Source organism: Sinomonas sp. (genome assembly GCF_036848755.1).
In the GTDB taxonomy this organism is placed as follows: domain Bacteria; phylum Actinomycetota; class Actinomycetes; order Actinomycetales; family Micrococcaceae; genus Sinomonas.
On the sequence record NZ_DAIUJO010000020.1, the window covers coordinates 14,503 to 35,901 of the forward strand.

Genomic DNA, 21,399 nt, shown 5'->3' on the forward strand with positions numbered 1-21,399 from the left:
TTGTGAGGAGTCGACGATGCTGCCCGCCCCGCCCTTGGCGGTGGTCTACAAGAGTGCTGGCCGCCGCGGTGGTGCGTTTTCTGCCGAACCGTACGGGTAACCCGAAGGTGGTCCCGCCTCGACGGGGCTGGGACTTCGCTTCCGCCACCGCGACAGAACCGGGCGCGGCTGGCGCGGACCGACAACCCACAGGAGGAATCGGATGGCTACCGCACGCGAAATCATGACCCCAGTCGCTGAATGCGTCGGCGAGAACGAGACCCTCGAGGTCACGGCCCAGAAGATGCGGGACCCGGCCGTCGGGATGCTGCCCATCTGCGGCGAGGACAACCGGCTCAAAGGGGTCATCGCTGACCGCGACATCGTGGTCAAGTGCCTGCCCGTGATCGACGGGCATGACCTGGTCGGCATGGTCGCCCAGGCCGACACGGCACGGAGCCTCCCTGAGGACCAGGTCGGCGAGCTCGTCAAGCTCATCTCGTTCTGAGACCGGCCTCCCTGAATGACGGCAACTCGGCCACATCTGGCGGACAACCGCGCAAGCGAGCCGTCGGCCCCGGAGGCTCCGCCTTCGACCGACGGCTCCACTACCCCCTGGGCGGAGCGGCTCGGGCGCATCGCCGCGGAGCAGTTCGGGATCGACGCTTGGCGAGAAGGGCAGCTGGAGGCGTTGGTGGCGGCGGCCGAGGGGCGCGACGTCCTCGCCGTCATGCCCACGGGCCACGGAAAGTCCCTGATCTACCAGATCCCAGGAACGGCGCTTCCTGGCGTCACCGTCGTGGTGAGCCCCCTCATCGCCCTCCAGCGCGAGCAGGCCGACACGATCAACGAAACCCTCGGCGCCCCGCGCGCCGTCGCCCTCAACTCCTCCGTGGGGGCGCGCGCGCTCCGGGAGGCGTGGGCAGCCCTCGACGGCGGGGTCGCCTGTTTCGTGTTCCTGGCCCCAGAGCAGCTGGCCCGGGAAGAGACCATCGAGCACCTCGCGCGGCTCGACGTCGCGCTCTTCGTCGTGGACGAGGCGCACTGCATTTCCTCCTGGGGCCACGATTTCCGCCCCGACTACCTCTTCCTCGGCGACGTCGCCCAACGCCTCGGCGCCCCGCCCGTCATCGCGCTCACCGCGACCGCCTCCCCGCACACGCGCGCCGAGATCGTGGAGCGCCTCAGACTCAGGGAACCGCTCGAGCTCGTGCAGAGCTTCGATCGGCCCAACATCGAACTTCGGGTCGTCCGGCACGCCGGCGACCTCGACAAGCGGCAGGCGGTCCTGGACCAAGTCGCCGGGCTCCGGGGCCCCGGTCTCCTCTACGCCGCAACGCGACGGGGAGCCGAGGAGTACGCCGAAGAGCTGTCCCAGCGTGGGCTTCGCGCCGAGGCCTACCATGCAGGACGGCGGGCGGCAGACCGCACCGCGGTGCATGAACGGCTCCTCCGCAACGAGATCGACGTCGTCGTGGCCACGACAGCGTTCGGGATGGGCATCGACAAGCCGGACGTCCGCTTCGTAGTCCACGCTGACATTCCTGACTCCCTCGACAGCTATTACCAGGAGATCGGCCGGGCCGGCCGCGATGGCGAGCCGGCGCTCGCAGTCCTCCACTACCGGTCCGAGGACCTAGGGCTCCAGCGCTTCTTCGCGGGGCGTTCCTTCAACGCCGAGGACGTGGACGCAGTCTTCCGCGCCGTGCGCGGCGGAGGTCCCGTGCGGGCGGCCGCCTTGAGGCGCGAGGCCGGCCTCGGTCCCCGCGCACTCTCCCGGGCGCTCAGCCTGCTCGAACACAGCGGTGGCGTCCTCGGAAGCAGTCAAGGCTATCGGTCCGCGCCTGGGATGTCCGCCGAACGGGCCGTGGAACTCGCCCAGGCCGAGGACGAGTCGCGTCAGCGCATCGACCAGTCGCGCGTCGAGATGGCCAGGGGCTACGCCGAAACGGACGCATGCCGCCGGCACTGGCTCCTCAACTACTTCGGCGAGGAAGCGGACGCGTGGTGCGGCAACTGCGACAACTGCCTCCACGAGGGGAGCGCGGAGGAAGCCGAGGAGCGTGAGGCAGCGACGCCGGACGACTGGTCGCTCCAGACGCCCGTTCGCCACCGGGAGTGGGGACCGGGCCTCGTCATGTCCGTCGAACCGGACCGCATCACCGTCTTGTTCGAGTCGGTCGGCTACAAGGAACTCGCGCTCGCTGTCATCGACGAGAACGAGGACCTCCTGGTCCGGGAGAGTCGGGCTGATCGAACGTCTGACTGAACCGGTCTGATTGATTCCGGTGCTGGCGGGGCACCAAGACGTCAGGGTTAGTATGACTCCCGTGCGCCGCGTGATGTCAGTCACGCGACGGCGGTCCGAAGCTGGGAGGAGTGTCCCATGGCAAGTCCGCTGCAGTGGCCGGTTCTGCGGCAGTTTCTCGAGCACGATCCGACAGGCCGACACCACGCGGCGAAATCGCGCGCCACGGAAGAACACAGAGCGCGCATTGAAACGGCAGACCGGGTAGTTCACTCGGTCTGCCCCTTCTGTGCGGTGGGGTGCGCGCAGAAGGTCTATGTGAAGGACGAGAAGGTCGTCCAGATCGAGGGCAACCCCGATTCGCCCATCAGCCGAGGAAGGCTCTGCCCCAAGGGCTCGGCTTCGCTCCAGCTCACCACGGGCGACTCCCGCGAGAAGTACGTCCTGTACCGCCGCCCGCACGGTAGGGACTGGGAGCGCCTCGATCTCGAGACCGCCATGGACATGGTCGCCCGCCGGGTCGTCGACACGCGCCGGGATACCTGGGAATGGGACATCGACGGAGTGCGCACGCGCCGCACGCTCGGCATCGCGAGCCTCGGCGGGGCGACGCTCGACAACGAAGAGAACTATCTCATCAAGAAGCTCTTCACCTCCCTCGGGATCGTCCAAGTCGAGAACCAGGCGCGCGTCTGCCACAGCTCGACCGTCTCCGGCCTCGGCACGAGCTTCGGCCGTGGCGGCTCGACGACCTACCTCCAGGACCTCCAGCGCGCAGACTGCATCCTCATCCAAGGCTCGAACTTCGCCGAGGCGCATCCCGTCGGCTTCCAGTGGGTCATGGAAGCGAAGGAACGCGGAGCCAAGATCATCCACGTCGACCCCCGGTTCTCGAGGACCAGCGCCCTCGCGGACACGTTCGTGCCAATTCGGGCCGGAACCGACATCGCGTTCCTCGGGGGGCTCATCAACTGGGTCATCACGCACGACGCGTACTTCCGCGAATACGTCGTCAACTACACCAACGCCGCGACGATCCTGCGCGAGGACTTCGAGGACACCGAGGATCTCGACGGGGTCTTCTCCGGCTTCGACCGGGAGAAGCAGTCGTACGACACGGAGACCTGGCAGTACAAGGGCGGCTACGCGGCCGCCGCGTCGGGGGAGCGGGACTCGGATCTGCAGGAGTCGGGGAGCGCTCTCGGGGGTTCCTCTCACGCGCAGTCCCACGGCTCGGGCGGCGCGGGCGTCCACGGACAGTGGGAGCGTGACGAGACGCTGCAGGACCCGCGCTGCGTGTTCCAGGTCCTGCGGCGCCACTATTCGCGCTACACGCCAGAGATGGTCGAGCAGATCTGCGGGGTTCCGCAGGAGCTGTTCGCCGAGGTTGCCGAGGCACTCACCTCAAACTCGGGGCGGGACCGGACGACAGCGTTCGCGTACGCGGTCGGGTGGACGCAGCACACAACCGGGACCCAGTACATTCGCACCGCCTCGGTGCTCCAGCTGCTTCTGGGCAACATCGGGCGCCCCGGGGGCGGCATCATGGCCCTGCGCGGCCACGCCAGCATTCAGGGTTCGAGCGACATCCCGACCCTCTACGACCTGCTGCCCGGCTACCTGCCCAGCCCACACGCCGAGCTTCACCTCGACCTGGACGGGTACATCGAGGCCGATTCCGCAAAGGGCGGCTTCTGGGCCAATATGCGTGCCTATACGGTGAGCCTGCTCAAGGCCTGGTGGGGCGACGCTGCGACCGCCGAGAACGACTTCTGCTTCGACTACCTCCCGCGGATCACGGGCAGCCACAGCACCTACGACACCGTGAACGCCCAGCTCGAGGGGACCTGCAAGGGTTACTTCCTGATGGGCGAGAACCCCGCCGTCGGCTCGGCCAACGCGCACTTGCAGCGGGCCGGCATGGCCAAGCTCGACTGGCTGGTGGTCCGCGACTTCTCCCTCATCGAGAGCGCGACGTGGTGGAAGGACGGGCCCGAGATCGCTACGGGAGAGCTCCGCACCGAGGACATTGCCACGGAGGTGTTCTTCTTCCCCGCCGCGGCCCACACCGAGAAGGCAGGCAGCTTCACCAACACGAACCGGCTGCTCCAGTGGCGTGATCAGGCCGTGGAACCGGAAGCCGACCGTCGGAGCGACCTCTGGTTCATCTGGCACCTCGGCAACCGTATCCGGAAGATGCTCGCGGAGTCCCAGGATGCCGCCGACCGGCCGGTCCTGGACCTCACATGGGACTACCCCACGATAGGGAGCCAGGACGAGCCCGATGCCGAGGCGGTCTTCGCCGAGATCAACGGCAAGCATGCCGACGGCTCCCCGCTTTCTGCCTACACCGAGCTCAAGGACGACGGTTCCACATCCTGCGGGTGCTGGATCTACTGCGGATGCCGGGCGGAGGGCGTGAATCAGGCTGCCCGCCGCAAGCCCCACACCGAGCAGACCGTCTCGAGCCGCGAATGGGGCTGGGCGTGGCCCGCGAACCGGCGGGCGCTCTACAACCGTGCGTCGGCGGATCCCCAGGGCCAGCCTTGGAGCGAGCGCAAAAAACTCGTCTGGTGGGACGAAGCGGAGGGCAAGTGGACGGGCGACGACGTCCCGGACTTCGAGCCGACGAAGCCGCCGTCGTACCGGCCCGACGACGACGCGCGAGGGCCCGCCGCCCTAGCGGGAACGGATCCCTTCATCATGCAGGCCGACGGCAAGGGATGGCTCTACGCGCCCGCCGGGCTCGTGGACGGGCCCATGCCCACCCACTATGAACCGCAGGAGTCGCCGTTCGAGAACGCGCTGTACGGAGAGGACCGGAACCCGCTGCGCAAGCTCCTTCCGCGTGAGGGCAATCGGTATCACCCGAGCGGTCGCCAGCGCGGCGCTGAGGTCTACCCGTACGTCCTCACGACGTATCGCCTCACCGAGCACTTCACGGCCGGAGCGATGACCCGATGGCTCCCGTACCTGGCCGAACTGCAGCCCGAATCCTTCTGCGAGGTCTCCCCGCAGCTTGCCGCCGAACGCGGCCTCACGCACCGGGGATGGGCCACCCTCGTCTCGGCGCGCGGAGCGATAGAAGCCAGAGTCCTGGTCACGGACAGGATGAAGCCGCTGAGCGTCCAGGGCAGGACCGTGCATCAGATCGGCATGCCGTACCACTGGGGCCCCAACGGCCTCAGCCGGGGCGACGCCATGAACGAGCTCTCGTCCATCTCCATGGACCCGAACGTCCACATCCAGGAGGTCAAGGCCCTCACGGTGGACATTCGCCCCGGCCGACGGCCGAGGGGCGCAGATCTCGTGTCCTTCGTGGACGAGTACCGCCGGCGCGCCGGCATCGACGAGCACACCGGCATGGAGGGAATCAAGGCATGAGCGTCACCCAACTCGGCATGCCCAGCCTGGGCGTCCCGCGCAAGGGATTCTTCACCGACACGAGCCTGTGCATCGGCTGCAAGGCCTGCGAGGTGGCCTGCAAGGAGTGGAACTCGGTCCCCGCAGACACTGCTCTCGAGCTCACCGGCGAGTCTTTCGACAACACGTCCGCGCTCGGCGCGAACACGTGGCGCCACGTGGCGTTCATCGAGAAGCAGGTTCCCGCGGAGGACCCGTCGGCGCATGATGGCGTCAAGTGGCTCATGTCCTCGGACGTGTGCAAGCACTGCACCCACGCTGCGTGCCTCGACGTCTGCCCCACGGGTGCCCTCTTCCGCACCGAGCACGGGACCGTCGTCGTCCAGCAGGACGTCTGCAACGGCTGCGGCTACTGCGTGTCGGCCTGCCCCTACGGCGTGATCGACCAGCGCAAGGACGACGGGCGCGCCTTCAAATGCACGATGTGCTACGACCGCCTGGAGGCCGGGGAGGAGCCCGCGTGCGCGAAGGCGTGCCCCACGAAGTCGATCCAGTACGGCGAGCTCGACGAGCTGCGTGAGCGTGCGGACGCCCGCCTCGCAGAGCTGCACGAGCGCGGCGAGGAGGGCGCACAGCTCTACGGGCGTGACCCGGACAACGGAGTGGGCGGCGATGGGGCCTTCTTCCTCCTGCTCGACGAGCCGGAGACGTATGGGCTTCCCCCGGACCCCATCGTGACGACGCGCGACCTGCCCGCCATGTGGAAGCGCGCGGCCGGCGCCGCGGCAGGCCTCCTCGCCGGCGCTGCCCTCGCCTTCTGGGGAGCCAAGAAGTGAGCCCGCGACGGGAACGCCGTGAGGAGTTCACCTCCTACTACGGCAGGCCGATCCTGAAGGAGCCGACGTGGGAGGCGCTCGACATCGCCGGCTACATCTTCGCCGGCGGTCTCGCGGGGGCTTCGTCGATCCTCGCGGCCGGAGCCCAGCACAGCGGTCGCCCTGGACTCGAGCGGACGGCCAAACTGACGGCCTTGACCGCCATCTCGGCGTCTGTCGTCGCGCTCGTCCATGATCTCGGGCGCCCTGAGCGGTTCGTGAACATGCTGCGCGTCGCGAAGCCGACCTCACCCATGAGCGTCGGGTCGTGGATCCTCTCCGCCTACGGGCCGTTCGCTGGGGCAAGCGCGGCGGCAAATCTGCTCGGCATCTTCCCGCGAGCGGGGAAGGCCGCAGGAATAGGCGCCGGTATCACCGGGTCTGCGGTCGCGACGTACACGGCAGTCCTGATCGCTGATACCGCTGTCCCCACGTGGCACGACGCTCACGGGCGGCTTCCGTTCGTGTTCGCCAGCTCGGCTGCCGCCTCGGCAGGCGGCGTCGCGGCGGCGCTGGCTCCGCTCGCCGAGAGCGCGCCCGCGCGTCGCATGGCCGTCGTGGGCGCCGCGCTCGAGACCGCCTTGAGCGTCGCCATGGAGCGGAGCGGCCATCTCTCGGCCGAGACCTTCCATCAGGGACGGGCGGGGAAGCTCCTGCGGCTCTCGAAGGCCTGCACGGTCGGCGGAGCGGTTGGACTCGCGCTCGGAGGAAGGTCGTCCCGCGTCGTGAGCGTGCTCGGCGGGGCGGCCGTCGCGGCCGGGTCCGCTCTGCTCCGGTTCGGCGTGTTCGAGGCAGGGCGTGCCTCGACGCGTGACCCGAAGTACGTCGTCGTGCCCCAGCGCGAGCGGCTCGACGCTGAGCGGCAGGCCAGCGCGCGGACCGGCACCGAGCCCCGGGCAGTCGGCGAGGCGGCGGGGACGACGGCGGACGGGGCCGGTGCGGCGTCGAAGACTGCCGCGGGGGAGGCGCAGCCGGCCTGAGCGAATGTGTCTCAGCCGCCCGGGATCACTAGCATGGGATGTGGCCCACCTCGGGCCGACCCTGCGAAAGGCCTCTCCCACGTGATCACTGTCCAAGACCTCGAACTCCGCGCTGGCGCGCGCCTGCTCATGGACGGGGTGACCTTCCGGATCGACAAGGGAGACAAGATCGGCCTCGTCGGGCGGAACGGCGCGGGGAAGACGACGCTCACGCGCGTCCTCGCGGGGGAGGGTGTCCCCGCCGCCGGCACGGTGACCCGCAATGGCGAGATCGGCTACCTGCCCCAGGACCCGCGGACCCCCGACATGGAGCAGCTCGCGCGGGACCGCATCCTGTCCGCGCGGGGGCTCGACGTCGTCGTCCGCAAGCTCCGCGAGGCGCAGAACGCCATGGCGAGCGGAGACGCCGAGGTCCAGCGGAAGGCGATGTCCCGGTACGACCGGCTCGAGGCGGAGTTCCTCGCGGGCGGCGGGTATGCGGCTGAGGCCGAGGCGGCCGCCATCTCGGCCAACCTCGCCCTCCCCGACCGCATCCTCAACCAGCCGCTCCGGACACTCTCCGGCGGTCAGCGGCGCCGCGTCGAGCTCGCGCGGATCCTGTACTCGGCGGCCGATACGCTGCTCCTCGACGAGCCGACCAACCACCTCGACGGAGACTCCATCGCGTGGCTCCGCGACTTCCTGAAGGCCCATCAGGGTGGCCTCATCGTCATCTCGCACGACGTCGACCTGCTCGAGGCCACCGTGAACAAGGTCTTCCACCTCGATGCGAACCGCGCTGTGATCGACATCTACAACATGGGCTGGAAGCGCTACCTCACCCAGCGCGAGACGGACGAGCGTGCACGGCGGCGCGAGCGGGCCAACGCCGAGAAGAAGGCTCAGGTCCTCCTCGACCAGGCTAACAAGATGCGCGCCAAGGCCACCAAGGCCGTCGCCGCGCAGAACATGGCCAAACGGGCCGAGCGCCTGCTCGCGGGCGTGGCCGACGAGCGCGTCGCCGACCGCGTCGCAGCTCTCCGCTTCCCCGAGCCGGCTCCGTGCGGGAAGACGCCCCTGCAGGCCGAGGGGCTCTCGAAGTCCTACGGGTCGCTCGAGATCTTCACGGACGTAGACCTCGCCGTGGACCGCGGCTCGCGCGTCGTCATCCTGGGCCTCAACGGCGCCGGCAAGACCACCCTCCTGCGCATGCTCGCCGGGGTCGACTCGCCGGACACGGGCGAGATCCACCCCGGCCATGGCCTCAAGGTCGGCTACTACGCGCAGGAGCACGAGACCCTCGACCCTGACCGCACGGTGCTCGAGAACATGCGCCGCGCCGCCCCGGACCATCTGGGGGACGCAGACGTGCGCGGCATCCTCGGCTCGTTCCTGTTCACGGGGGACGACGTCGACAAGCCGGCCGGCGTCCTGTCCGGCGGGGAGAAGACGAGGCTCGCGCTCGCCACGATCGTCGCCTCGAGCGCCAACGTCCTGCTCCTCGACGAACCGACGAACAACCTCGACCCTGCGAGTCGCCGGGAGATCCTCGGTGCCCTCAGGACATACAAGGGCGCGGTCGTCATGGTGAGCCACGACGAGGGGGCTGTCGAGGCACTCAATCCGGAGCGCGTTGTGCTCCTCCCAGATGGCGTCGAGGACCTCTGGAGTGCCGACTACCTGGACCTCATCACGCTCGCCTGAGCGCGGCGGCGAGGACTCCGAGGGCCCGGTCCAGCTCCGCGTCGGTCGCCCCGCCGAATCCGACAACGAGCCCTGAGACCTGATGGGTCCTCGCGTATTGGCTCAGCAGATTGAGCTCGAAGCCCGCCGCGCGCGCTGCGTCGCGGGCCCGCACCGCCTTCGGCTCGGGCAGGAGCCAAGCGGAATACATCCCGGCGATCGGCGCTGCGAGTTCTGCGTAGGGCGAGAGGGCGGCGATGACTCTGGCGGCCCTCTCGGCGTAGACGCGCCTCGCCGTCCTGACCGTGCGGTCGATCCAGCCGTCGCGCAGGAGCGTGAGGAGCGCCCGCTGGGAGGGCCAGGCCGCGCCGCTGTGCGTGGCTTCCCGTCGTCGGACGACGGCGTCGAGCAGGTGGGGTGGGGGGACGAGCCAGCCGACGCGCAGGGTCGGTACGACGGACTTCGCGGCAGTCCCGAGGTAGGCGACGCGATCCCGATCGAGTGCTGCGAGGGCCGGCACGGGCGCGACGTCGTAGCGGAACTCGGAGTCGTAGTCGTCTTCGACCACGATCGCGCCGTCCCTCCGTGCCGTCTCGAGCAGCGTCAGCCGGTCAGGGGCAGGCAGCACGCGGCCGAGCGGATGCTGGTGTGCTGGGGTCACGTAGGCGGCCACGACGCCGCTCAATCTGTCGATCGGGAGCGTTGCGGGCAGGTCGTGGACATCCCGACCTGCGCACCGGACCGTCTCGACGGCCGCACGGTAGCCGGGGTCCTCGATTCCGATGGCCCCGGGCGGGAGCTCCGGGAGGAGCTGGCGCAACCCGTCGGTCGTACCCGCCGTGATGATGATCTCGTCGGCGCTCACGCTCAGGCCGCGGGTCCGGGCGAGGCGCTCCGCGAGAGCCTCGCGGAGGTCGAGCAGCCCTCTCGGATCGTCATAGCCCCGCGGCGGCTCTGCTGTGGATACCTCGCGCCACGCCCGGCGCCAGCCGGCATCCTGCTTCGGGAACCCCCACGGCGTTCCCGCGTCGAGCCGGACGAGAAGGGCCTCGTGGCGTGGGCGGCCCTCGGCAGGCCTCCGGCGCGCTGACCCCGGGCGGACGTCCGAGATGAAGGTGCCCGACCCGTGCCGCGCCTCGGTCCAGCCCTCCGCAGCGAGCTGCTCGTAGGCCTTGTCTGCGACCGAGCGCGATGTCCCGAGCTCGGCGGCCAGTGCGCGGCTCGAGGGGAGCCGGTCGCCGGAGCCCAGTGTGCCGGCGAGGACTAGTTCGCGGACCTGAGCGGCGATCTGGGATGGGAGGGGGCTCTTGCCTGAGCGATCGAGGCTGATGGGAAGCGCGCGCACCTGGTCCCTCGGAAAGTGGTCTGTCGGATTGGTCTCAAAGTGGACCGTGCGTACAGTCCACCTAGATTCGAGGATAGAGCAATGGATTCACTCTCACCGACTCCGCGGACCACCATCACGCGAGGCCGCAATCGTGCAGTCGCCGACCGGGTGCGGCTCCACGCCTTCCTTCAGGAAGCCCTGCTCGCCCACCTCGGCGTCGTCGTCGGCGACCATCCGGTCGTGCTCCCGACCGCCTTCGGCGTTGACCTCGACGGCCCCGACGCCGGAGGAAGCCTCTATCTCCACGGGTCCGTGGCGGCGGGCTGGCTTGCGGGGGCGCTCGACCGGGACATCTGTGTGACCATCACAGAGCTCGATGGGCTCGTCGCGGGACGGAGCGCATTCCACCATTCGATGAACTACCGGAGCGCGGTCGTCATCGGTCGTGCCAGGCGCGTCGGGGATCCGGACGAACGCGACCGCGCGCTGGCCGCGATCGTCGATCACATGATCCCCGGCCGCTGGCTGACACTCCGTCCCAGCACGCGCAGGGAACTCGCGGCCACGGCCGTCCTGGCCGTGCCTCTGGCCGAGGCGTCCATGAAGGAGCGCGCGGGGGGACCGGTCGACGAACCCGACGACGTCGCCGCGGGCGTGTGGGGCGGCCACATTCCGTTGACCCTCGTCGCTGGCGCTCCGATCCCTGATGAGGACTGCGAAGGCCCGGTTCCGGCCGACGTGGCCGAACGTGCTGCTGCACTCCGCCCGGTCAGCGCACCGCGAGCGGCTCAGCGCCGGTGACCCTCGAAAGGTCTGCGTAGGTAATCGACAGCATGGAACGGTGGTCGCCCGCGCCGGCCCACAGAAGCGGGTACGCCTCGAGATGCACGTCGATCAGCGTACGGAGTGCCTTGGGATGCCCGACCGGCGCAACACCGCCCACGCGCTGCCCCGTATGGGCGAGGACGAACTCCGGCGAGGCTCGGCGGACCTTTTCGACGCCGAGTTGCCTGGCGACGAGCTTCGTGTCCACTCGGGCAGCCCCGCTCGCCAGGATGAGCAGTGGGCCGCCGTCGAGGTCGAAGACGAGGCTGTTGGCGATCGCCCCGAGGTCGCATCCCAGGGCCTGAGCGGCCGCGGAGGCGGTGGGGACGTCGTCGTCGAGGGTGCGGACCGTGTCCGGGAGGCCTGCAGCGAGCAGGGCTCGGCGGACGCGGTCGACGGCGGCCGGGTCGCTGTGCGGCTCGGCGGCCGTTGGGACGCCCGAGGTCACCGATACCCCTGAGCGTCGAGGATCGCGTCCTCTTCCTCCTCGGCTGTGGGGCGTCGCCGCTTCTTCGGGACGAACCGCGCGGCCCTTGCCGCAGCTGCGTCCGCGACCCGCTGGGCCTCGGCGTGGTCGCGGCCCTCCTCCTGCGCGGTGGAGGCCGCCTCCGCGGCCTCGGCCGCGGCGTCGATCGCCTTGTTGCGGGCGTGCTGCCGGGCAGCGTAGCCGAACCCGATGAACATCAGAACGCCGAACGCGAGCCACTGGAGCGCGTAGGAAAGATGGGTTCCGTCGTCCGGCTGCGGCATGGGCAGGGCCGTCGGCGTCGTGGCCGCGGCAGGCGACTCGCTGGCCATGAGGCCGTATGCCCCCGTCTGGATGGGGTAGTGGAGCTGGCTCGCGTACGTCGGCAGGTTGATCTCTGCAAGCTGGCCGGCGGGCGCCCCCCGGTTGAGGCTCGCCTCGCTCGGGAGGAGGCGCACGACGACGGTCACGTCGCCGGCGGGGGGCGCCGGGACGGTGTCCGGTTTGCCCTGCTCCTTGTTGCCGATCGGCAGCCAGCCGCGGTCGACGATGACGGTCTGCCCCGAATCGAGTCGCAGCGGGACGACTACTTCGTACCCGGGCTGGCCGTTGAGCGGCCTGTTGCGCACGACGCGCGTGTCGGCGACGTCGTACGCGCCGTGCAAGCTGACCTGCTGCCATTCGTGGTCAGAGCCGAGCTGCTTGAACTGGTCAGACACCTGGCTGAACGGCACGGGGGCCGCGTTGTAGTTCCTGTTGACGAGGTCGATGACCGCCTGGGTCTCTGCAAGCCGGGACATCTGCCAGCGGCTGAGGAACACGCACGCCACGGCGAACAGGATCGCGAGGCCGAGGTAGGTGAGCCACTGGCGGGAGAAGAGGAAGCGGTACACGTCAGCGATCCCCTCCATCGGTCGTCACGGTGGATTCCCGGTGCGGCAGCGTCTCGATCCACAGTGACCGCGTCTGGAGATAGTCTTCGAGCCAGCCGCGATGCTCGTCGCACGCCAGCCAGACCTTGCGCCGCTCAGGGGTGTGGATGCGGGGATTGTTCCAGAGCAGTTGCCATGCGGCGGGGGCACGACAGCCCTTGCGTGAGCACATCGCGACTTCCTGCGCGCCGACCGGCAGCATTCCCAGCAGGTTCACCCGTCCTTCTCCTCCTTGCCAGCGCTCTCGTTGTGAGAGCTCGGCGCCTTGTCGTCGTGGTCCGTCGCGCCGTCGTCTTCGGTTCCGTCGACCACCTCGCCGGGAAGGACGACGTTGTCCTCGGAGAGCCGCCCGTACCCCCCCTCCAGCTCGGCCAGCGGTGGGGCGTCGAGGAGGCCGTCGCTCGTGGTGTCCGCCTTGTCCTGGGCGTTCGCAATGACGACCGCGACCCACGGGAGGAAGACCGCTCCGGCGACCGCGATGAGCTTGAGCCACCCGTCGAGGAAGAAGAGCAGCACAATGCAGACGACACGGATGCCCATGGCCGTGGCATAGCGGACCATGCGTTTGTGCATGTCAACGCTGTGGGCTTCGGCCGCCGTCGTGATGCTGTGGACCTCCGGATCGTCGGAGGACCGCTCGTCCTCCGGTCCCTCACCGGTCCCGTCAGTCAATCTCTTCATCATTCTCCCAGTCGATCCATTGTCCCACTGGGCCACCGACCGGGCTAATCCGGCCCGTGATCGCGGGGCAGTTGACGCCCGGTAAGCGGCAGTGCGGCTCCGCGGCGGCTAGGATGCTCGACAGAGAACGGCAGTCGGACGCCGGGCGCCGGCCGCTTTCGTCCCACACGCTGCCGGATCACCGACCCCTCGAAGGAGCACCGTGAGCACGGAAGCCCACACCCCGCGCAGCGTCCTCGTGACCGGAGGAAACCGCGGCATCGGCCTGGCCATCGCAAAGGCCTTCGCCGCCATCGGCGACAAGGTCGCTGTGACCTACCGGACGCCGACTGAGCTCCCCGAGGGCATCCTCGGCGTCCAGGCCGACGTCACGGACGAGGCGTCGGTCGACCGCGCCTTCACCGAGGTGGAGGCCGCCCACGGGCCCGTCGAGGTGCTCGTCGCCAATGCCGGCATCACCAAGGACATGCTGCTCCTGCGGATGAGCGAGGACGACTTCACATCCGTGCTCGATACGAACCTCACCGGCGCGTTCCGGGTCGTCAAACGGGCGTCGAAGGGCATGATCCGGTTGCGGCGGGGCCGCGTCGTCCTGATCTCCTCCGTCTCCGGCCTGTACGGCGCGCCGGGCCAGATCAACTACTCGGCGTCGAAGGCGGGGCTCGTAGGCCTCGCACGGTCGTTCACCCGCGAACTCGGTTCGCGTGGCATCACGGCGAACGTCGTGGCGCCCGGCTTCATCAAGACGGACATGACGGCGGAGCTCCCCGAAGCGACGCAGAAGGAGTACCTCTCGCGCGTCCCTGCCGGACGGTTCGCCGACGCCGACGAGGTCGCACATGTGGTCCGCTGGATTGCGAGCGACGAGGCTGGCTACATCTCAGGCGCCGTGATCCCGGTCGACGGCGGCCTGGGCATGGGGCACTGAGGGACTGAATTCCACGCAGGAAGGAACGACATGACAGAGATGGGCACAGGGCACGGAGCGCAGCTCGCTGGCAAGACGGCGATCGTCACAGGATCGTCGCGGGGCATCGGGGCGTCGACCGCGAAGATCCTCGCAGGCGAGGGGGCCGCCGTCGTCATCAACTACCGGCAGAAGGCGCCGCGCGCCAACAAGATCGTGGCGGAGATCGAGGCTGCCGGCGGGCGCGCCGTCGCCGTGGGGGGCGACCTCACGGATTCAGACGACGTCGAGAAGCTCGCCCAGGCCGCGATCGACGAGTTCGGCTCGCTCGACATCCTCGTGCTGAACGCCTCCGGCGGGATGGAGAGCGGACTCGGCGAGGACTACGCGCTGCGGCTCAACCGCGACGCGCAGGTCGCGATGCTCAAGGCCGCGGCGGAGCGGATGAAGCCTGGCTCGCGGGTCGTCTTCGTCACGAGCCACCAGGCCCATTTCATCGACTCTGTCCCGACGATGGACGCCTATGAGCCCGTCGCACGGTCCAAGCATGCGGGCGAACTCGCGTTGCGCGAGCTCCTCCCGTGGCTCGAGGAGAAGGGCATCACGTTCGTCGTGGTCTCGGGTGACATGATCGAGGGCACCATCACGGCGACCCTGCTCGAGCGTGCGGCACCAGGCGCCATCGAATCCCGCCGCGAGGCCGCGGGAAAGCTCTACTCCGTCGACGAGTTCGCCGCGGAGGTCGCGAAGATGGTCACGGCCGACGTGCCGAACGGCCACACCGAGCTGGTCGGTGGGGCCGAGCACTTCACCGGCTGAGCCGCGCGAGCCGAGAAGCTGCAGGACGGGGCCCTTCAACGCTGGAAGCGTTGAAGGGCCCCGTCCGCTTCTTCAGAGCCCGGCGAAGTGCCTGACGACGTCGAGGTAGGGAAGGTCGACGGCGGCGTCGGCCGCCGCGCGCACGGCGGGTTTTGCATGGAACGCCACGCCGAGCCCCGCAGCCGCGAGCATGTCGAGGTCGTTGGCGCCGTCGCCTACCGCGATGCACGCCTCGAGCGGCACGCCACGTTCGGCGGCCCACACGCGGAGGCTGTGCTCCTTGACGGCCCTGTCGACGACCTCGCCCACGACCCGGCCGGTAAGCCGGCCGTCCGCAATCTCCAGCTCGTTCGCGCGCCAGAAGTCGAGGCCAAGCCGCTCGGCGAGCGGCGAGAGGATTTGATTGAAGCCCCCGGACACCACGGCGACGGCGTGCCCGGCAGCGTGGTACGCGGCGACGAGTTCCGCGGCACCGGGCGTCAGCAGCACCGCCTCGCGGACGCGGTCGATGACCTCGACCGGGAGCCCCTCCAAGGTGCGCACGCGGGCGTGGAGGCTTTGGGCGAAATCGAGTTCTCCCCGCATCGCCGCCTCCGTGACGGCCGCCACCTCGGCGCGCTTGCCCGCGTGCTCGGCGAGGAGTTCGATGACCTCCTGCTGGATGAGCGTGGAATCCACGTCCATGATGAGGAACTTGCGCTCGGCCTCCCGAACTCGTGCCGGGACGAGCGCGGCTTCCGCCTCGGCGAGCCCGGCGAGCGCCTCGCGCGCCTCCGCCACTCGGGAGGCGTCGAGCTCGACGGCGGCCGTCAGGACCTCGTAGCGTCCGTCGCCGGACGGCGCGAATCGTCCGACCGAGGCGCCGATCGGTGCCAGGAGCTCGACGGCGGCGCGTTCCGCCTGCGGCAGCAGGGTGCGGGCAGAGAGGATCAGGGCGAAGCGGGAGGGCATAGGCCAAATTCTATCGATTGCGACCGCGGTTCGCCGACGGCGGAAGTCTGCAATAGGGTCTACTTTCATGAGCGATGTACTCCAGCTTTCCGGCGTGAGCGTGGTCCGCGGCGCCAAGACGCTGCTCGACGGCGTCGACTGGAAGGTCCGCGAGGGCGAGCGCTGGGTAGTTCTGGGGCCCAACGGAGCGGGCAAGACCACCCTTCTCCAGCTTGCTGCCGCGCGGATGCACCCCACCCGCGGCACCGTGAAGATCCTCGACGAGACGCTCGGCAGGGTCGACGTCTTCGATCTCCGGCCGCGCATCGGCCTCGCCTCCGCGGCCCTCGCGAACCAGATTCCCGAGCACGAGAAGGTGCTGAACGTCGTGGTGACCGCCGCTTATGGCGTGACAGGCCGGTGGCGGGAGGCCTACGAGAAGGACGACGAGCGCCGCGCGTTCGCACTCCTCAACGAGTGGGGCATGGGCCCTCTCCTCGGCAGGGTCTTCGCGACGCTGAGCGAGGGCGAGCGGAAGCGCGTCCAGATCGCCCGCGCCCTCATGACCGACCCCGAACTGCTCCTGCTCGACGAGCCCGGCGCTGGGCTGGACCTCGGTGGCCGCGAGGAACTCGTCTACAAGCTCAGCGAGCTGGCCGAGGATGAATTCGCGCCGGCATTGGTGCTCGTCACGCACCACCTCGAAGAGGTGCCTCCCGGCTTCACCCATGCGCTGCTGCTGCGAGACGGGCGTGTCGTCGCCGAGGGCGAGATCGACGGCGTGCTGACAGAAGAGAACCTCAGCGAGACGTTCGGACTGCCGCTTGACGTGACTGCGAATGGCGGTCGCTACACCGCAGTCCGGCGGGCTACCGCCGGCGCGACCGTCTGACGTGAATATCTGGGGGGACCTCCTCGTCTTCGTCGCGGGCCTCTGGGCCGGCACGATCAACACCATTGTCGGCTCGGGTTCGCTCGTGACGTTCCCTGTCCTCGTCGCGCTGGGGTACCCGCCCGTCAACGCGATCATCTCGAACGCCATGGGCCTCGTCGCGGGCGGGTTCTCGGGAGCGTGGGGCTATCGGCGGGAGGCCGCGAGCGCCTGGCGCACGCTGCTGCGGCTCCTGCCCGTCTCGTTCGTCGGGGGCCTCCTCGGTGCGATCCTCCTGCTGCATCTGCCCGAGAGCGTGTTCGGCTACGTGGCTCCCGTGCTGGTCGTCATCGCGATCCTGCTCGTCATCTTCCAGCCCCGGCTCGCCGCGTGGGCGAGGCGGCGGCAGGCGCTCACCCACGTCACCCCTGAGCAGGCGGACCATCAGAAGCTGCCGATGATCCTCTACGTGCTCGTCTTCGTCATCGGCGTGTACGGCGGGTACTTCACGGCGGCGCAGGGCGTGCTGCTCATGGCGGTGCTGGGGATCTTCTTCCACGGCACGCTCCAGCAGTCCAACGCGATCAAGGTCATCCTGAGCCTCGTCGTGAACCTGATCGCCGCCGTCTCCTACCTGCTGCTCGCGTTCGACCGGATCAACTGGCTCGTCGTCCTGCTCATCGCGGTCGGATCGCTTCTGGGCGGCTTCCTGGGCGCAGGCATCGGGCGGCGGATGTCGCCGACCGTCCTCCGCGTCGTGATCGTGGTCCTCGGCGTCGTGGCGCTCATCAACCTGGTCGGGAAGCTCATCGCATGAGCGTCGTCCGCATCGAGGGCGCGGACGACCCGAGGGTGGCCGACTACACGAGCCTGACCGACGTGCACCTTCGGAAGGTCCGCGAACCGGCCGAAGGTCTCTACATCGCGGAGTCGTCTCGGGTGCTGCGGCGCGCATTGGCCGCCGGCCACGAGCCCCGTTCGTTCTTCCTCGCGGAGAAGTGGCTCGAGGGGCTCGCCGACGTGCTGGACGCTTTTCCCGACGTGCCGGCCTTCGTCGGACCGCCGGGACTGCTCGAGGAAATCACCGGCTTCCACCTCCATCGAGGGGCGATGGCGGCGATGCAACGTCCCGCGCCGGTTCCGGTCGAGGCGCTCCTCGCCGACGCGCGCACGGCCGCGGTGCTTGAGGACATCGTCACCGTGAAGCGGCGTTCGAGGATCGCGGTCTTGGAGAATCTTACGGACCATACGAACGTGGGTGCGGTCTTCCGCAGCGCGGCGGCAATCGGCGTCGACGCCGTCCTGGTCACACCCCAATGTGCTGACCCGCTCTACCGCCGCTCCATCCGCGTGTCGATGGGCACGGTGTTTCAGGTGCCCTGGACGCGGATCGAGTCGTGGCCTGGCGACGTCAAGCTGCTGAAGGCGGCAGGCTATGTCGTGGCCGGGATGACGCTGGGGGAGGGCGCGATCACGCTCGACGAGCTGGTTGCCGAGGGCCACGAGAATCTGGCCCTGGTCTTCGGCACCGAGGGCGACGGTCTGACCCCGGAGACGGACAGGGTGCTCGACCGGCGCGTCACGATCCCGATGATGAACGGCGTCGACTCGCTGAATGTCGCTGCCTCGTCTGCGGTCGCCTTCTACGCCACGAGGTAGCGATTCACCGGCGCCACTTCAGGGATCGGCAGGGCCCTCGCCGAACGCCTCCCATCCACTCGTCGCCCTCGGGCAGGCTGGAGGTGCCGCTCCTAGCGCTTCCTGGAGCGCTTGCCGCAGTTGTCTTGCCTGGTCGAGACGGAGTTCCCTTCGAGACCCCTGCCTGCGCGCGCGAGCGGGCGCATAAGCCGATCAAGCGTTTTGGCGAGGATTGGGTGCTGCCATGACGGTATAGGGCTGGAGGACTCTCGCCCAACCCGGAGGGGTGTGGTGTACGATCCGCAGCATCGTCGTCTGAGGACTACCGAGCTGGTCATTGAGGGTCAGGTTTGGGGGCAAGAGATGCGTCGAGGAACATCTGCTGCAATCTTGGCTGCGGCTTTGGCGCTGATGGCATCAGGCTGCTCTGCGTCCGGGGCTCCTCCCTCGCCGGCAGCTTCAAGCGCGGCGGCCTCACCGACTGCGACGTCCACCGGGGACTCTGACACGGGCTCCGTATCGCTTTCATCAACGAATGGCCATACGGCGACGATCGCATACAGCATGAGCGCTCCAGAGTTCTCGACGTCGAGTACCAACAATCCGCCCGGCTTCGCCAGCGTCACCTTCAAGCTGAACGCCACGGCGACCGTCACCAACACCACATCGGGCCAGCCCGACCCTGAATCGTACGTGTGGTCCCCCTTCGCGCTGTATCCCATCGGCTCGCCGGTCTGCACCATCGGCAAGGGGTTGCTCAACAACGCGCCTGCCAACCAAGCATCAGCGGTGTTGCCGGGGATGACGATGAGAGACGGTGGCGCGCCCACCTACTGCGCCTTGCAGCTGGCGAATCTGTCGTTCGGTCCCAGTCCCAGCAACGCGTCTCCCGCCCCGCTCGGACCGGGGGAGGCCAAGCCGATGGCAGCCGCGTCGTCGGCCTCGACGCCCGGCACCATCCCCCATGTGCCGGTCGCGTCGGTGAACCAGCTCGTTGCCGGACTGGCGCAGCCGGCGAAGGTCGTCTACCAGGTGACCCCGATGCTGGATGGCCCGCAGGAGCAGACACCTTCCGGGGAGAACTGCGCCGCGTACCTGTATCTGGTGCCCGGCCAAAACAACACCTCGAGCCCCTTCCTGATCTCTGTCCCTGCCAAGTACGCCGGCGTCTGCTCGAAATAGACGTTGGAGCAAGCAGCTCAGTCAGGCGATGGCGAACCTGCGGGCAGCTGATCTCTGTCCTCTGGACTGGGCGCTCCGGCAGGGCTGAACTGCCCCCGCACCGAGGAGGCAGACCCAACCGCAGCGCCTTCCGCTGGGCGTGCCCATGCTAGAATTCATGGCTGGTCCTCCAATCGGGAGGGCGTTCACACCTGGCCTCTGGCAAAATCCAGAGCCCTAGCAAAGGTCCCATTGTGAAGTCTGATATCCACCCGAAGTACGCGCCGGTCGTCTTCAACGACCTCGCCTCCGGCACCAAGTTCCTGACCCGCTCCACGGTCACCTCCGACAAGACGATCGAGTGGGAGGACGGCAACACCTACCCGGTCATCGACGTCGAAATCTCCTCCGAGTCGCACCCGTTCTACACGGGCAAGCAGCGCATCATGGACTCGGCAGGCCGCGTCGAGCGCTTCAACGCGCGTTTCAAGAGCTTCGGCAAGAAGGCCTGACACAGGTCCTTGCCGCACGAAGGCGCCGCCCAACGGGGCGGCGCCTTTCGTCTTTTCCTGCCCACGGTCGTCCCGCGGCCTGGTGCCCTCCGCCCCCGTCGGGGCGGGATTAGGCTTGTCGGGTGGCTGAATATCACGGCGAATACAAGGTGCCGGGCGGCAAGCTCGTCGTTGCCGACATCGCGGCGGACGACGGCGAGATCACCTGGGCGAGCATCAATGGGGATTTCTTCCTCGAGCCAGATGAGGCCCTCAACGACATCAACGAAGCGCTCGTCGGCCTTTCGACGGAGGCGCCGAACGCGGCGATCGCCGCGGCTGTGAATGAAGCGGTGGGCCCCTCCACCGTCATGTTCGGCTTTGACGCCGCCGCTGTCGCCGTGGCTGTGCGCCGTGCCCTCGGGCACGCCACCACGTGGGCGGACCACGACTGGGAGGTGATCCCGCCGACGGCGTTGCCGATCACCGAGCAGGTCGCGCTCGACGAAGTGCTCACTAGGGAAGTCGGGGAGGGGATGCGCAAACCCAGCCTCCGCTTCTGGGATTGGGACGAGCCCTCCGTGGTCATCGGGACGTTCCAGTCCTATCGCAATGAGGTTGATCCCGAAGGGGTGGCGCGCCACGGGATTACCGTGGTGCGGCGAGTGAGCGGGGGCGGCGCCATGTTCATGGAGGCCGGAAACTGCATCACGTATTCGCTCTACCTGCCGACATCTCTGGTGGATGGCCTCTCGTTCGCTGATTCCTATCCCTTCCTCGATGCCTGGGTCATGGAGGCGCTGGGCTCGGTCGGTGTGAAGGCGTTCTACAAGCCCCTCAACGACATCGCGACAGAGGAGGGCAAGATCGGCGGCGCGGCCCAGAAGAGGTTCGGGAACGGCGCGATGCTCCATCACGTCACCATGAGCTATGACATCGACGCCGCGAAGATGACGGAGGTCCTGCGCATCGGCCGGGAGAAGATCTCCGACAAGGGCATCGCGAGTGCGAGGAAGCGAGTCGATCCGCTCAAGCGCCAGACCGGCCTGGACCGTGGAGCCCTTCTCGATGCCATGATGGGGACTTTCGAGCGCCGTTACGGGGCCCGTCGGGCCGAGCTCTCTTCGGCGTCGCGCGAGGCGGCCCGTGAGCTCGCATCCTCCAAGTTCGGCACCCACAGCTGGCTTCATCGAGTCCCCTGAGCCCCGGCACCCGCGCGTCGCGGTCGGCGCCCCCGCCCTCCG

21 protein-coding genes are annotated in these 21,399 nt (G+C 68.8%); 15 read left to right on the forward strand and 6 right to left on the reverse strand.

Annotation, left to right across the window (positions count from 1 at the left end):
• Nucleotides 1-202 precede the first annotated feature (202 nt).
• The 6 genes from V7053_RS04890 (at nucleotide 203) to V7053_RS04915 (ending at nucleotide 9,128) form a co-directional block, all read left to right on the forward strand.
• A complete protein-coding gene (locus V7053_RS04890) occupies nucleotides 203-487 on the forward strand; it encodes a CBS domain-containing protein (RefSeq protein WP_334171147.1) in 285 nt (94 codons plus the stop codon).
• A gap of 15 nt (nucleotides 488-502) precedes the next feature.
• Nucleotides 503-2,248 carry a RecQ family ATP-dependent DNA helicase gene (locus tag V7053_RS04895; RefSeq protein ID WP_334171148.1) on the forward strand — a complete coding sequence of 582 codons (1,746 nt, stop codon included), beginning with the start codon at nucleotides 503-505 and terminating at the stop codon, nucleotides 2,246-2,248.
• A 117-nt stretch (nucleotides 2,249-2,365) separates the two neighbouring features.
• Nucleotides 2,366-5,611, forward strand: a complete 3,246-nt coding sequence (fdh, locus tag V7053_RS04900; protein WP_334171149.1) for a formate dehydrogenase — start codon at nucleotides 2,366-2,368, stop codon at nucleotides 5,609-5,611.
• A complete protein-coding gene (locus V7053_RS04905; protein WP_334171150.1) occupies nucleotides 5,608-6,426 on the forward strand; it encodes a 4Fe-4S dicluster domain-containing protein in 819 nt (272 codons plus the stop codon). Before fdh ends, V7053_RS04905 begins: the two co-directional genes overlap by 4 nt.
• Complete coding sequence (gene nrfD / locus V7053_RS04910; RefSeq protein WP_334171151.1) at nucleotides 6,423-7,445, forward strand: NrfD/PsrC family molybdoenzyme membrane anchor subunit; 1,023 nt, start codon at nucleotides 6,423-6,425, stop codon at nucleotides 7,443-7,445. The genes V7053_RS04905 and nrfD overlap by 4 nt, the downstream gene beginning before the upstream one ends.
• Before the next feature lie 81 nt (nucleotides 7,446-7,526).
• Entirely contained in the window at nucleotides 7,527-9,128 is a 1,602-nt protein-coding gene (locus V7053_RS04915; protein WP_334171152.1) for an ABC-F family ATP-binding cassette domain-containing protein, read from the forward strand.
• Here V7053_RS04915 and pdxR read toward each other — a convergent pair.
• The gene (gene pdxR / locus V7053_RS04920; RefSeq protein ID WP_334171153.1) at nucleotides 9,115-10,452 is read right to left on the reverse strand and encodes a MocR-like pyridoxine biosynthesis transcription factor PdxR; all 1,338 of its coding nucleotides are present in this window, start codon (nucleotides 10,450-10,452) and stop codon (nucleotides 9,115-9,117) included. The genes V7053_RS04915 and pdxR overlap by 14 nt on opposite strands.
• Before the next feature lie 81 nt (nucleotides 10,453-10,533).
• Here pdxR and V7053_RS04925 point away from each other — a divergent pair, with 81 nt between their 5' ends.
• Nucleotides 10,534-11,235: a pyridoxamine 5'-phosphate oxidase family protein gene (locus V7053_RS04925; RefSeq protein WP_334171154.1), complete on the forward strand. Its 702-nt coding sequence runs from the start codon at nucleotides 10,534-10,536 to the stop codon at nucleotides 11,233-11,235.
• Here V7053_RS04925 and V7053_RS04930 read toward each other — a convergent pair.
• The 4 genes from V7053_RS04930 to V7053_RS04945 are packed head-to-tail and all read right to left on the reverse strand — an operon-like array spanning nucleotide 11,204 to nucleotide 13,341.
• The gene (locus tag V7053_RS04930) at nucleotides 11,204-11,707 is read right to left on the reverse strand and encodes a YbaK/EbsC family protein (protein WP_334171155.1); all 504 of its coding nucleotides are present in this window, start codon (nucleotides 11,705-11,707) and stop codon (nucleotides 11,204-11,206) included. The genes V7053_RS04925 and V7053_RS04930 overlap by 32 nt on opposite strands.
• Nucleotides 11,704-12,618 (reverse strand): SURF1 family cytochrome oxidase biogenesis protein, encoded by a 915-nt coding sequence (locus V7053_RS04935; protein ID WP_334171170.1) that lies wholly within the window; start codon nucleotides 12,616-12,618, stop codon nucleotides 11,704-11,706. The genes V7053_RS04930 and V7053_RS04935 overlap by 4 nt, the downstream gene beginning before the upstream one ends.
• A gap of 1 nt (nucleotide 12,619) precedes the next feature.
• Nucleotides 12,620-12,859, reverse strand: coding sequence for a hypothetical protein (locus V7053_RS04940; RefSeq protein ID WP_334171171.1), 240 nt, complete (start codon nucleotides 12,857-12,859; stop codon nucleotides 12,620-12,622).
• 11 nt (nucleotides 12,860-12,870) lie between these two features.
• A complete protein-coding gene (locus tag V7053_RS04945) occupies nucleotides 12,871-13,341 on the reverse strand; it encodes a DUF3099 domain-containing protein (RefSeq protein ID WP_334171156.1) in 471 nt (156 codons plus the stop codon).
• A gap of 199 nt (nucleotides 13,342-13,540) precedes the next feature.
• On the opposite strand from V7053_RS04945, the gene V7053_RS04950 reads away from it, so the two are divergent.
• On the forward strand, nucleotides 13,541-14,266 hold the full coding sequence (locus tag V7053_RS04950) for a beta-ketoacyl-ACP reductase (protein WP_334171157.1): 726 nt from the start codon (nucleotides 13,541-13,543) through the stop codon (nucleotides 14,264-14,266).
• Between the two features lie 39 nt (nucleotides 14,267-14,305).
• On the forward strand, nucleotides 14,306-15,064 hold the full coding sequence (locus tag V7053_RS04955) for an SDR family oxidoreductase (protein WP_443022512.1): 759 nt from the start codon (nucleotides 14,306-14,308) through the stop codon (nucleotides 15,062-15,064).
• A 72-nt stretch (nucleotides 15,065-15,136) separates the two neighbouring features.
• On the opposite strand, the gene serB is transcribed toward V7053_RS04955, so the two are convergent.
• Nucleotides 15,137-16,015: a phosphoserine phosphatase SerB gene (serB, locus tag V7053_RS04960; RefSeq protein WP_334171159.1), complete on the reverse strand. Its 879-nt coding sequence runs from the start codon at nucleotides 16,013-16,015 to the stop codon at nucleotides 15,137-15,139.
• Between the two features lie 67 nt (nucleotides 16,016-16,082).
• On the opposite strand from serB, the gene V7053_RS04965 reads away from it, so the two are divergent.
• The 6 genes from V7053_RS04965 to V7053_RS04990 all read left to right on the forward strand — a co-directional run bounded on the left by V7053_RS04965 (nucleotide 16,083) and on the right by V7053_RS04990 (nucleotide 21,357).
• Nucleotides 16,083-16,886, forward strand: a complete 804-nt coding sequence (locus V7053_RS04965; protein WP_334171160.1) for an ABC transporter ATP-binding protein — start codon at nucleotides 16,083-16,085, stop codon at nucleotides 16,884-16,886.
• 1 nt (nucleotide 16,887) lies between these two features.
• On the forward strand, nucleotides 16,888-17,682 hold the full coding sequence (locus tag V7053_RS04970; protein ID WP_334171161.1) for a sulfite exporter TauE/SafE family protein: 795 nt from the start codon (nucleotides 16,888-16,890) through the stop codon (nucleotides 17,680-17,682).
• Nucleotides 17,679-18,524 carry a TrmH family RNA methyltransferase gene (locus V7053_RS04975; RefSeq protein WP_334171162.1) on the forward strand — a complete coding sequence of 282 codons (846 nt, stop codon included), beginning with the start codon at nucleotides 17,679-17,681 and terminating at the stop codon, nucleotides 18,522-18,524. The genes V7053_RS04970 and V7053_RS04975 overlap by 4 nt, the downstream gene beginning before the upstream one ends.
• Before the next feature lie 543 nt (nucleotides 18,525-19,067).
• A complete protein-coding gene (locus tag V7053_RS04980) occupies nucleotides 19,068-19,685 on the forward strand; it encodes a hypothetical protein (RefSeq protein WP_334171163.1) in 618 nt (205 codons plus the stop codon).
• A 233-nt stretch (nucleotides 19,686-19,918) separates the two neighbouring features.
• A complete protein-coding gene (locus V7053_RS04985) occupies nucleotides 19,919-20,176 on the forward strand; it encodes a type B 50S ribosomal protein L31 (RefSeq protein ID WP_138442799.1) in 258 nt (85 codons plus the stop codon).
• A 122-nt stretch (nucleotides 20,177-20,298) separates the two neighbouring features.
• Nucleotides 20,299-21,357 (forward strand): lipoate--protein ligase family protein, encoded by a 1,059-nt coding sequence (locus tag V7053_RS04990; RefSeq protein ID WP_334171164.1) that lies wholly within the window; start codon nucleotides 20,299-20,301, stop codon nucleotides 21,355-21,357.
• Nucleotides 21,358-21,399: the final 42 nt, after the last annotated feature.